Origin of the sequence: Legionella parisiensis (assembly GCF_001467945.1) — a bacterium.
GTDB lineage: Bacteria > Pseudomonadota > Gammaproteobacteria > Legionellales > Legionellaceae > Legionella > Legionella parisiensis.
Genome location: NZ_LNYQ01000012.1, coordinates 315265 through 328037 on the forward strand (window position 1 = coordinate 315265; position 12773 = coordinate 328037).

The window sequence follows — 12773 nt, forward strand, 5'->3', positions numbered from 1 at the left end:
GTAGTGATAAAGTGCTTTGAAGTAAGAAGCTAATGCCATTTCCATTAACGGAAAATAGTTTAGATAGGGAATTCTTAGCGCCTATGTTAAAAATTTTTACCTTCATTGCCTACCTATTTCTTTGCGCCTGTATGGTCGGTCCTAATTATAAAGAGCCGCTAAAACCAGTCGTAACACATTGGCCAAAAAAAGATGCCTCAGTAAAAGAAGCGCCATTTAAAACGACTAGGTGGTGGGAGGTTTTTCATGATCCTGTTCTGACTTCATTAATTTACGAAGGTTATTATAATAATTTGACACTTCAGATCGCAGGAGTAAGGGTACTGCAAACTCGTGCTCTCCTGGCTCAATCGGTAGGTATGTTATATCCGCAACAACAAGCAGTGACGGGTAATTACACCTATGTTCAACTGGGTGGTAGTGAACTTCAGTCAATTCTACCCTCATCGTTCCAAACACTATCTTTAGGTTTTGCAGCAAATTGGGAAATTGATTTTTGGGGAAAATATCGAAGAGCAATTCAAGCCAATGATGCGACGTTTTTATCTTCTCTTGCTGCTTATGATAACGCCCTGGTTACCCTGACTGCGGACGTTGCCAGCACCTACATCCAAGTTCGAACCTTTGAGGCGCAAATCAAAGTAACCAAAGCCAACATTGTTGTGCAAAGAGAGGGGTTAAAAATAGCCAAGGCTCGATATAATGCAGGTGAAACAAACCTCATGGATGTGGAACAAGCACAGACGGAGCTTTCGCAAACAGAAGCATCTCTTCCGCCACTGGAAAATAGCTTGGAGCAGCAAAAAAATGCATTAGCTCTTTTATTGGGTACAATGCCCAATGGAGTGGATGGAGAGCTCAAGAAAAGCAAAGGAATCCCTAAAGCACCTTCAACTGTAGCAGTGGGAATCCCTGTGGAAAGTTTGGCGCGACGGCCGGATATTCATCAAGCCCGTTTAGAGGCGATGGCCCAATCCGCGAAAATTGGCGCAACAAAAGCAAATCTTTTTCCCTCTCTCGCATTAAACGGTACATTTGTTTTTTCATCAAACAATATTGGCCAAAATTCCCTTTCAGATTTATTTCAATGGTCTAATCGGTCAATAACTGCAGGCCCGGCTTTGACTTGGCCAATACTAAACTACGGCCAAATTACGAACGCAGTACGGGCACAAGATGCTGCATTTCAGCAGAGCTTGTTAAACTACATTAATTTGGTTCTCAAAGCACAGCAAGAAGTGCAAAATGGTATTAGCGCCTATATCGAGGCAAAAAAAGCGGAGCGTGCATTAATCAAAGCAAATAATGCAGCCATCAAAACACTAAAACTGGCAATTGTCCGTTATATTAATGGAGAAGTTGATTTTACTCCTGTACTGAATGCCGAGCAGCAACAATTGAGCGTCCAGACTGCATTGGTTAACGCTCAAGCGAATATTCCACTCGCATTAGTCTCCCTTTATCGAGCACTAGGTGGGGGCTGGGAAATACGTGGTACTCATGATGTTGTGCCGCCCTTAATAAAAGCTGAAATGGCAGCACGTACAAACTGGGGAACTTTGCTCAAACAGCAAAATCATGAGCCGCCGCGTACTAAGAAAGCGCGATTTAAAGAGCTTTATTTACCAAAATGGTAAAAGAAAAAAAACTCTCTCATGTTAGGAGATGGGCTGGACACACTAAGCTAAGGAACTTTGTCCACTCCCGCGTAGGTCGAAATTTGTCCCTGGATTGGCTTTGATGTTTGATTAGAGTTGGATCCCGCCTACGCGGAGATGACAATTTTTTGTATGGACTTAACTTAATGGTAATGATCCTAAGTAAAGCAAGGAAATTTCGGAAAAATTAAATAAAATGGTATTGGGTATGAACTTTAATAGAGATTCAAAATCAGTCAAAATTGCAGGGATAGCGGTTGCTATCTTACTTCTCATTTATCTGATTTCACATATTTTTGGCAAAAGCAGCCCGCCAGCCATCCCCGCACCCAAGGTTGTTGTGCAAAAACCAAAACTTGCAGAAATGGCTGATTATGTTACTCAAACAGGGAATACCGTCGCTTACAACTCTGTAAATCTGGTTGCACGTGTCGAAGGCTATCTTGATTCAATCGAGTTTGTTGATGGAACTTTTGTTAAAAAAGGCAAGGAGCTGTTTGTTATACAGCCTGAGCCTTATTTTGAAAAACTAAGAGCTGCCAAAGCGACAGTTACTGCAGAAAAGGCATCCCTTGTCTACAACAAAGCCGAATATGCACGTCAACAGCAAATGTACAAACAACGTGCTACTTCATTAAATGAAGTTGAAAAATGGTATGCCAAAACACTGGAGATTGCCGCAGGAGTTGATAAAGCCGAAGCAGAAGAAGTCAATGCAGCAATTAACTACAGCTACACGCATATTTCGGCCCCTTTTGATGGCCGAATCGGCCGGCATTTAGTTGATGTTGGTAACCTTGTAGGTCATGGTGAAGCAACAAATTTAGCTACCATAGAGCAAATCAACCCCATCTATGTTTACTTTAATTTAAATGAGCTCGATTTACTCAAATTACGGGCAGCTGCTCGTGCGCGTGGATTTAAACCCCAAGATATTAAACAAGTCCCTATAGAGGTGAGCCTGCAAAACGATCCTTCGGTAAAGTACAAAGCAACGCTTGATTTTGTTAATACAGGCCTTAATGCATCTACTGGCACTATGGAGCTGCGCGCTGTATTAGAAAATAAAGAGTACATTTTTGTACCAGGTCTTTTTGTGCAGGTACGGGTCGCAATCTCCAAACCCAAAAAGCAATTAACGGTGCCTGATACAGCGATCCTTTATGATCAAGTCGGTTCTTATGTATTGACTGTTGAGAATGACAATGTTGTGGCGACAAAACGGGTAACACTAGGTAGTGCAGAGAACGGGATGCGTGCTGTGGTCACGGGACTTTCCGCCGAGGACAAAGTAATCATTGATGGCCTGCAATTCGCAACTCCCGGTAATAAGGTTGAGCCGTATGAACAGGCGCAAACAAAAGATAATGGGAATAGTAAATCTAAAAATAATGGGAAAGCCAAACATTAATCCAGATGGACCAGGTGTATTGTTTTGGTGATCGTTACAAAATGTGAGAAGACAGCAGAATGATTTCTAAATTTTTTATTGAGCGGCCTATACTGGCAAATGTTATTGCGCTCCTCATCGTGTTGCTGGGGATGGTGGCTATAATGGTACTACCAGTTTCTCAATATCCTGCTATTGTTCCACCAACCATTCAGGTCACTACTACATATCCTGGTGCCGACGCCAAAACTCTCATTAAAACCGTAGCTTTGCCTATTGAACAGCAGGTAAATGGGGTGGAAAACATGCTGTATATGCAGTCCACCAGTACAAATAATGGTACTTATACTTTGATTGTTACATTTGCTATTGGAACGGATCTTAATTTTGCGCAGGTACTAGTACAAAACAGGGTACAAGCTGCAATGGCGCAGTTGCCCGATTCAGTACAAAAGCAAGGCGTGGTGGTACAGCAAAAATCTACTGCGATTCTGCAATTTATTACGCTAACGTCCAAAAATAATGAATTTGATGGACTGTTTCTTGATAATTATGCGGCAATTAACATGCAAGATGAATTGTCGCGTTTGCCTGGCGTAGGTAATGTGCTTATTTTTGGCACCGGTACTTATGCGATGCGTGTTTGGCTGGACCCTAAAAAAATGTTGGCTTATTCCCTTAATCCCAGTGATGTTCTGCAGGCCATTAGTAATCAAAACCAAGAGGTTTCTTCCGGACAGGTTGGTGCACCGCCAACTTCTGGGAAGCAAGCATATCAATTTACGGTAAATGTACCGGGGCAACTTGCTGACGTAGATCAATTTGAAAACATTATTGTGAAAACAATAGCCCAGAATCCTAATCAAAGTGCTAAAGAAACCAGTACGACACAAAGTGCGCAAATTGTCCGTATTCGTGATGTAGGTCGTGTTGAGTTAGGCTCTAGCAGTTATAACCAGCTTGCAAGACTGAATAATAAACAGGCCGCTGCTATTGGTATTTACCAACTTCCCAATGCCAATGCCCTGCAAGTTGCAGCCGAGGTACGAAAAGCAGTCGAGAAAATGGCAAAGAAATTTCCTCCAGGCATGCAATATTCTATTCCATTTGACACAACCGTTTTCGTGAAAGCTTCCGTGAATGAGGTATATCACACTTTGTATGAGGCGGGTATTCTGGTTTTGATTGTTATTCTCCTTTTCTTACAAAACTATCGGGCTACCTTGGTACCCACTACTACAGTACCAGTGACCATCATTGGTGCGTTCTTTGCGATGCTTTTATTAGGTTATTCCATTAACTTGTTAACTTTATTTGCACTTGTTTTAGCAATTGGTATTGTAGTAGATGACGCGATTGTGATTGTTGAGGGTGTAACCCAACATATCGAGCGGGGCACTCCACCTAAACAATCGTCAATTAATGCTATGGCTGAATTAATGGGTCCCATTATTGGTATTACGCTTGTATTGATGGCGGTATTCGTTCCTGCAGGCTTTATGCCAGGCTTAACCGGCGCTATGTATGCGCAATTTGCGCTAGTTATTGCAGCAACTGCTTTTATTAGTGCCATCAATGCGATGACCTTGAAGCCTACTCAATGCGCCTTGTGGCTTAAGCCCGTTGACCCGCAAAAAAAGAAAAATGCCGTTTTTCGTTTATTTGATAGGTATTACTATCCTGTAGAAAATTTCTATCTCCGATTCATTGATAGGCTCGTCCATAAAAACAAAACCGTGTGCATCATTGGTATTGCCTTAGTCATTTTAGCGATTTTAGGTTTAACACGTATTCCTACTGGGTTCATTCCTCTTGAAGATCAGGGATATGCAATGATGAACGTGCAATTGCCTGATGGAGCGAGTTTAGGACGCACGGAAGCTGTTTTACACGATTTAAGCGCGCAAGTATCTAAAATTGGTGGTGTAAATAATGTGATCAGTATTGCCGGGATCTCTCTTTTGGATACTAACGCGAGCCTTGCCAATGGTGGTGTTCTTTATGTGGTATTTAAAGATTGGAGTGTGCGGGGTAAAAAAGAAGATTTGCTGGCGATGTATAAGCAGCTTAGTGCGGTCGCAGAAAAAACCTTAGGTGCTAAAATATTGGTTATGATCCCCCCGCCAATTCAAGGTTTGGGTATGTCTGGTGGTTTTCAAATGCAACTGGAATTGCAAGACGGCTCATTTGATTATCAAAAATTGCAAACGGCTACAGATCAGTTGATTCGTTATGCAAGCCAGCAGCCCGAATTGCAACGCCTGATGACTTCGTTTCGTGCTTCGGTGCCACAGCTTGCTGCCCCAATAAATCGAATCAAAGCAGAAGCTTTAGGTGTTTCTGTGGGTGATGCATCGAATACGTTACAAACATATCTTGGCTCATCCTATGTGAATCTTTTTTCAAAGTTCGGCCAGGTGTTTCAGGTCTATGTGCAGGCAGATGCCGAATCGCGCATGACGGTTGGTGATGTCCGTAATTATTATGTAAGAAACAAATCAGGAGAAATGGTGCCCTTGGGAACACTTACTGATATGTCGCCTACAGTTGGGCCCTCCATTATTTCACTTTACAATTTATACCCGTCCAGCAATATTTATGGTTCGGCTGCACCAGGTTACAGCTCAGGCCAAGCCATGGCAGTTATGGAGCGGCTCGCAAAAGAAGTTTTGCCTGCAGGTATCTCTTATGAGTGGACCAGTACCGCCTATCAGGAAAAAATTGCAGGAAACATGAGTTATTATATTTTTATCCTCTCACTCATCTTAGTGTATCTGATTTTGGCAGGTCAATATGAAAACTGGATAGCTCCTGCTGCGATTTTGTTAAGCGTGCCCTTAGCTTTAATTGGAACAGTATTGGTTTTATCGGCTCTGGGCCTTTCCAATAACATGTATACCCAAATCGGAATTCTGCTGCTTATTGCGTTAGCAGCGAAGAATGCTATTTTGATTGTTGAGGTGGCGCGAGAACAACACGAACTGCATAACAAATCAATCATGGAGGCGGCAGTAATTGGCGCTAAAACACGTTTTCGTCCTATTTTAATGACCTCATTCGCTTTTATTCTGGGGGTTATGCCCTTAGTATTCGCCACAGGTGCTGGTGCTAATGCACGACGCTCGATTGGGATTGCCGTATGCAGTGGGATGCTGGCTTCAACGTGCCTTGCCGTGGTATTTGTTCCTGCATTTTTTGTGATGTTGCAAACTTGGAAAGAGAAAAGAAAGGCAAAAAAACAGACCAAACAGCAAAATTTCCGCAAAGAGGCTGAGCTTTAGGATATTAAGCTTTTGTTTTAAGGATGGTTATGTACGGTGAAATCTGGAATTTTTCTCCAAACCACAAGTTCACATTTAATTTATCCTTGCCATTTGATTAATAAGCAAAACACGTAAGGTTTATATAATATTTTATGTGCTAAAATTTAAGTATCTAGCTAGAGTGAGAGGTTTGTCATGCTTAATAAAGAGCAACTTGAAGCACGTAGAGCCTACATTGCCCAACTTATTCAAAAAGCGAAAGAAAACGCTCTGGCAAATCCAAATGCTTTACTTTTTGATCCTCAGGGACGCGTATTAATTGATGTTGCATTACCAAAAGACGCTGAGGTACTTTTTAAAAAAGGTTTTCCACTAGATGAACAGTTTAGCCCCTCTAAGGTAACTACCGTTAGCCTTGATGTAACTCAAGATCCAGAACTCAAGGCACTGAAATTAAAGTACATGCATCAGTATGGGTTAGGTGCAGGAAGCATACGTCCGTTATCAAAAATCCAAAGCAATATTATCCCGCTCCAACAAGAATATCATTTTCACTTGGCACTTGCTTCCCGTACCTATGGAAAGGTGTTTGAGGAACTATTTAAAAAACAATTAGAGCCACGCAAAAAGTTAGTTGAAAAAGAACTCAAAGCGGAACTTAAAGCGAAGAAAGCTGATTTCGATACAAGTAAAATCGAATACTCGCTTAATCAAAAATTTGAGCTTGAGAAAGATATCGCAAGAAATGAGCAAGGAAGTAGTTTCAATATCAGGGAGTTCAGAGAACAATTCCTAGCGAAGTATAATGAAGACTACAAAGAGTTCTTAAGAAGAAAGGAAGTCAAAAAGGACATAATCAAGAGACACTCAGCTCCATTAAAAGAAGAAATTGTTAAAGAGAGAGCAAAACTCGAAAAGCAAATGGCTCAGGCCCATCAAAACGCGATGATCCGGCTACAGCCATTAATTCAAGCAGAGTTTAAAAAGGCTTTCCAAGCGGCTAAAAAAGATGGACAAACGCTGGATGAAGTTAGGCTCATTAAAGAATTAGATAAGGCGCGTAAGCAAATTTTTGCAGAAGCACATAGCATCCTTATGGAGGAAGTGGTTAAGGTAACGGGTAAACGCCTTTCCAGGAAAGATTTCGAAAAAGTAAAAGTCAAGCATCTTGCTGAGGCAACAACCGCTACGGCTAATGACATACTCCATACGGATGGGTCATTACAACAAGCTACCTGGATTGCTGGTACTAACAATACCGCCCATGAACGCGGTATCGATACGCTTGCCGATAGGCAAATTGTCACTATAGCGCTCGATCGTGACTATGTGCCTTCGCGCTTACAAATCAGAACACCTTCTTTGGATGTGAAAGAAGATATTAGTAAGAAAGCTGCAATTAACGATGTCAGTGTTAAGCTGTCTTCTCTTGCAACAAAATATAAAATAGACGAGGTTGTCACCGGCAAAAAGATTGATAAAGACAAACCGGCTATTAAGGCATTTACCTATAATTTGCATACTGCGATTAATGATGGACTAGGTGATCGCAATGGCAATAAACAATCAGAAGGGGCACGCATCATATTGAGCGGGGCCCACTTGTATAATAAAACGCAGATAGAAAAAAGCAGGCATGGAGAACCAAAACAACACATACCAGAAGCAAACTATTCTGCTAATCCATTATGTCTTGTACAAAACATCTCAGTAAATGGATTTGGTGATAGCTTAGGATATGGGGGAAATGATCTAAGAACAGAAGCCACTTTAATGTCAGAAATGGCGATGTTGTACAATCTCGTGGGTGAAAATGATACCCAAATGGAGAAGGTTAAAGCGGTATTTGATAATTACAAAGAGTTTTTAAAGAAGGCCCCTGCACACACGGATGATGATCTTTTCTTTTCTAAATCAGAGGAAGGCAAAAAAGCCATTAAACTGATCCAGGAAATTAAAGGAGCATGGAAGAGGCCTGAGGAGGTCAAAGAAAAAGAAGACCCTGTTGAACGGGCGAAAGCAGCATTAAAAACCATGATGGCTAATGACCTACACCATCAACATGAATACAGCAAGCTTATCCAGGCATTATCTGTCTTTATCGAAGAAGCCTCAATTTCAGGATGTAAGAGTGGAAATGAACGTGCGCAAGCGATTAATGGTCGTGTTGCGATCTTGGATCATGAAGCGGCTCACCCTCCTAGCCATATTTTTAAAATCATTGATGCGCTTGCTCAGGCTGACACTCCTGAGAAAGTATTAGAGCAGGCTCCAAGCTTAAAACAGCAGTTGGATGAACAATACGATCAATACCTGCAATCTGGTGTTTCTCTAGTGAGCGATGTAGATCAGGGAGCATCTGCCAAAGTAAATGCCAGAAAAAAGATAGATGATAGTTTACCTTGGTATAAGAAAGTTAAAATTTTCTTTTCTAATATGAATCGGAATATCGCAGAGGAGTCTTCGCTGGGCCACCTAAGTCAAAGTGAAGCCGGTAATATGCAAGCGCATAAAGAACTGACCAAACAAATGGAGGAGTCGTGGGAGCCTAAGGGACTGGGAAAATTCCTTGGAAAAGTGGGAATTTTTTTAAATGTTATTACATTCCCAATAGGACTTATTTTGGTGACTCTTCCAATGTATATCAATTACAGAAGTAGTTCACATGCACAGGAAAGAGTAAATAATGCGATGAAAGAATATGATCCCAATATACAAGTAGAAGAAGTAAGGGAAGGGATAGGGCCTGTTGTAGTTGAGCCGTCGTCTTCTGATCAAGTGTATAATCCAATGTATGGAATTGAAAAACAAGAAATAGGTAATCCGGGGGGGACTTGGGTAGAGACTCGCTCATCTAAAAAATCTGGATCTGGGGTTACAAGCTTACAGACCCATCCACCAATGGACACTGGTGAACATACGACTGAAGCCAGGGAGAAAATACAAAAAATACGAACAGAGGTGGACTCTCCTGCAAATGAGTCCGGTCTATCTTCTCAGGTCACCTCGTAAATATGATGAGTTAAAATGTACTGTTGCTTGAGCTACATAAGTCTTTAACTTTTTGCTTTATTTCTTCAGATAAGTGCGTTAGAGGTAGCGTACTTAAGGCTGCACTTTGATAGAAACGCTTGATCTCTGGATTTTCTATCGAATCTAAATGCAAGGCAATAGTTTGCACATCACCTCTTACTAAGGGCCCTGTGAGTGATTCAGCAATACGGGCTGTTTGTTGTAAGTTATTTAAATTACCTTGCATTAAATTGACCATCATCCGCCGGCTTTTCTGTGCATCGATACCTGCTTTAAGAAATAATTCTTCACTACAGGATGCCAAGGTAATTAAGTAATTCGAAGCCATACATGCTGCAGCATGATATGCTGTTTTTGCCTCAGGTTTAATGGTAATGAGATGAGATCCTAACTGCTTGAACGCGCTTTTTAGCCACGCGCATACTTCAGAGTCACCCTCTAAAACACAATCAACTTGGTAAAATGCAGTGGGCTCCAGGTAATTTGCTTTAAATGCTTTTAAAGGATGAAAACTCGCGACCAAACAGCCTTGCTTTTTTAATGGAGCCAATACTGCAGAACTCAATACCCCACTACAGTGAATAATAAAATTGCCTGGCTTTACCACATTACTTTGTGCAAGTATTTCTATTGCATTGTGAATGGCATCATCATTACAGCATATCCAGATTACTTCCGCTTCAGGTAAGTGCTCAATTTTGTCAATTACTTGACCAGAGCCAATCTCCTGACTCGCCTTTTGTGCGCTTTCCAAACTGCGATTACAAATGGATAAGGATGAGATGAGGTGAGCTTTAGACAAGGCCAATGCGATATTTTTACCTAATCGGCCTGCGCCTATGATATTACAGTTCATATTTATTTTCTTGCCTCAATAGGTTGTCAGTAAGTCATCCACACCATGATAACTTGGTAAAGGTATTAAAAATGCAATTTTAGCAAAAAACCATCACCATCTCGATGAATTATTGGTTATAATACTTTCAATTTGTCATATTGAGAATGAATTATGCCTTATTTGCTGAAGGGAAACGCAGAACAAATTTTCCAAGCTTTTGGACAGGGCTGGGTCGTTGCAGAACAAAAAGATGACACAAATATAATTGGGGATTTTCCCTCTGTAAATTTTCTGGGTACGATACAGCAGGCCATAAGACATTTTAGTATCTGGCGCAAACACGCTCTAGGGAAATATTATTTGCGCGGTAATATGACTGCAGGAAATTTGTCTTATTTATTTGGGGGGGAGCCACTCAAAAGGGAAGGGGAAAGTTCAGCGGTTTACCATGCGAATTTAGGTTGTCAGGATTTTGCCTACATTAATGACGCAGGAGAGAACTGCGGCATTATGGTGATGTATCGAAAGGATGACCCAAAACAGTGGGTAATTGGTTTAATAAAAAATGGCCATGCAGAACCGCAAGCAAGAGAAATGGTCTGTGTATCAAGTTTTGATTTAACCCCGTTTATTCAATCATCTGATTTTGGGGTCAGCGTTTCCTCTGTGTCATCTATAGAACCTTTGTTACAGCAGATTGGTTCCGCTATTCCGAGCTTTTTATTACAAAATGCAGTCCTGGGGAATAACGAGATAAACTTAAGTGTTCAGCGTATAGCACTATTGATGCGAAAACTCCAAATAGAGCAAGAAACGACACCCCTTCCCGATCCCATTTCTTTTGCTGAACTTAATCTGTCTGCATTATTTGCAGAAAATCCAGTACTGGATTTGCTTTTTCAATACAAAATACAAGATGAGATTTCCTTATCTGTTTCTCTGCTCAAAGAGCTTTTATCTGAATCCAGTCCATTACGTCAAGAAATTCAAGGAATTCAATTCACTGATGATGAACGCATTAATAAAAGTCTATTAAAAAGCATCATCGTATTTTACAAAAATGGGATTCTTGATGAACAAAACCGGAAGTTGCTTACTAATCTTGAGTTGATGAGAAAATTCAGCGGCTATATGAAAGATGAGACACAAATTAAGTTACTTCCATTTTTAATTCAACAATCCTATCCATATGATTTAATTCAACTTATTTTATCTAATGAAGCTTATTACCGTGCAATAGACAGTTTAGTAGAGTTAGAGCCAGCACTGACAGAAGATGTTCCCAAATTTTTTAAAGAATCTAAAAAACGCCAAGAATTAAAATTTATTTTTTCTTTGCCTGATGAAGACTGCAGACGACTTTGTTTGATTTTTTGGGTCAAAGGATCTTTATCTGAAGATGGTTATCAACAAATCGTTGCAGCAACAAAGGAATATCCATTGTTGGCTTCCAGTTTGGTAGCTTTGGACCAAACAAAAACCATCAGTATTGAAAATCTGGAAAAGCTTGCTTTAAATCCCCACCAACATTTACAAAAATCAATTGCCCATCATTTTGCTAAAGAATTTCAAGGACTTCATGATGTAACATCGAAATTACGCAAGTTAACGCTCGACGAGCTAAAAGCAGCAAGCACCGCGTTACGGCTATTAAAAAAATCAGGCATTACTGCCCCTCTTGAAACATATCACTTAGTATTAGAAAAAGATAATAAAGGACAAGCTTTACGCTTGCTTTTACCCCCATTAGCGAATGAGATGGGTAAAATGAGAACGTTATTGATGGAAATTCTTTATAGTGGTGTAGTGCACGGGGTACAGACTCAAGGCAATAAAGTACTTGCGATAAAAGATCCAGTAGAGTTAGCTTTGGCTAAAAGATTGCGCGAGCGTTTTATTTGCGTCAGGCAAATGCAAGACTTAAAGCTCAGAAAAGAACTGATCGAATTGGCGGCACAAGAAGACAGTGAAGAAGCTAAACGGTTTCGACAAGTTATTTTGCGAGTCGAGGCGCAATGCAAGAAAATCCATGAGCGTTTATCCGGGGCTAAATCATCCGGCGACATGCATATACAATGGAAGGGGGCGGAAGAAGTTTATAGAAAAACATTATACAACCTTTCTTATGATGCGCTCATGAATCCTTACGCCGAAGTGCATCCCACATTAAAAAATGCTGAAAATGAAATTCTTAAAATTGTCGACCCTGAAATTGAGTCTGATTTATATAGATTTTTATACAATGCCTTAGTTGTTATTGCTAATATAATTAGCTGTACCCTATTCCTTGGCGTGCCAAATGGATATAAACACTACAAAACGGGTAATTTCTGGTTTTTTAACCAGACTCGTTCAGGAGAGGAGATACGCGAACTGGATAAGGACGTACTTCACCTTATCGATCTAGAGCACTCAGATGAAAATGAAATGTGCTTTCCTATATCATGGTGTCAAATGAGTTAAATCAAAGTAACCAAAGAAAGCTACAGCCCGTAACCAATCTCCCCCGGGACTAGTCATCTTGATTCAATCAGGCATGCAATTTGCATGATGAGTCGTCATTAAAAAGCAGAGTAACATGATCTGAGTGA

Annotated in this window: 6 protein-coding genes; 5 read left to right on the top strand and 1 reads right to left on the bottom strand. The window is 40.7% G+C overall.

Features of this window, described 5'->3' with window-relative positions:
- Positions 1 to 83: 83 nt before the first annotated feature.
- From Lpar_RS04090 to Lpar_RS04105, 4 genes are all read left to right on the top strand, one after another.
- Positions 84 to 1637 carry an efflux transporter outer membrane subunit gene (locus Lpar_RS04090; protein ID WP_058517072.1) on the top strand — a complete coding sequence of 518 codons (1554 nt, stop codon included), beginning with the start codon at positions 84 to 86 and terminating at the stop codon, positions 1635 to 1637.
- Between the two features lie 229 nt (positions 1638 to 1866).
- On the top strand, positions 1867 to 3069 hold the full coding sequence (locus tag Lpar_RS04095) for an efflux RND transporter periplasmic adaptor subunit (RefSeq protein WP_237759340.1): 1203 nt from the start codon (positions 1867 to 1869) through the stop codon (positions 3067 to 3069).
- A gap of 59 nt (positions 3070 to 3128) precedes the next feature.
- Positions 3129 to 6329: an efflux RND transporter permease subunit gene (locus Lpar_RS04100; RefSeq protein ID WP_058516714.1), complete on the top strand. Its 3201-nt coding sequence runs from the start codon at positions 3129 to 3131 to the stop codon at positions 6327 to 6329.
- Positions 6330 to 6506: 177 nt separating this feature from the next.
- Entirely contained in the window at positions 6507 to 9323 is a 2817-nt protein-coding gene (locus tag Lpar_RS04105) for a hypothetical protein (RefSeq protein ID WP_058516715.1), read from the top strand.
- A gap of 10 nt (positions 9324 to 9333) precedes the next feature.
- On the opposite strand, the gene Lpar_RS04110 is transcribed toward Lpar_RS04105, so the two are convergent.
- Positions 9334 to 10200, bottom strand: coding sequence for a Rossmann-like and DUF2520 domain-containing protein (locus tag Lpar_RS04110; RefSeq protein WP_058516716.1), 867 nt, complete (start codon positions 10198 to 10200; stop codon positions 9334 to 9336).
- A 153-nt stretch (positions 10201 to 10353) separates the two neighbouring features.
- On the opposite strand from Lpar_RS04110, the gene Lpar_RS04115 reads away from it, so the two are divergent.
- On the top strand, positions 10354 to 12645 hold the full coding sequence (locus Lpar_RS04115; protein ID WP_058516717.1) for a hypothetical protein: 2292 nt from the start codon (positions 10354 to 10356) through the stop codon (positions 12643 to 12645).
- The last annotated feature ends 128 nt before the right edge of the window (positions 12646 to 12773 follow it).

Bases quoted from the DNA above. Each gene is read 5' to 3' on its own strand.
- Lpar_RS04110 (WP_058516716.1), bottom strand. From the start codon at position 10,200: ATGAACTGTAATATCATAGGCGCAGGCCGATTAGGTAAAAATATCGCA.
- Lpar_RS04095 (WP_237759340.1), top strand. From the start codon at position 1,867: ATGAACTTTAATAGAGATTCAAAATCAGTCAAAATTGCAGGGATAGCG.
- Lpar_RS04105 (WP_058516715.1), top strand. From the start codon at position 6,507: ATGCTTAATAAAGAGCAACTTGAAGCACGTAGAGCCTACATTGCCCAA.
- Lpar_RS04090 (WP_058517072.1), top strand. From the start codon at position 84: ATGTTAAAAATTTTTACCTTCATTGCCTACCTATTTCTTTGCGCCTGT.
- Lpar_RS04115 (WP_058516717.1), top strand. From the start codon at position 10,354: ATGCCTTATTTGCTGAAGGGAAACGCAGAACAAATTTTCCAAGCTTTT.
- Lpar_RS04100 (WP_058516714.1), top strand. From the start codon at position 3,129: ATGATTTCTAAATTTTTTATTGAGCGGCCTATACTGGCAAATGTTATT.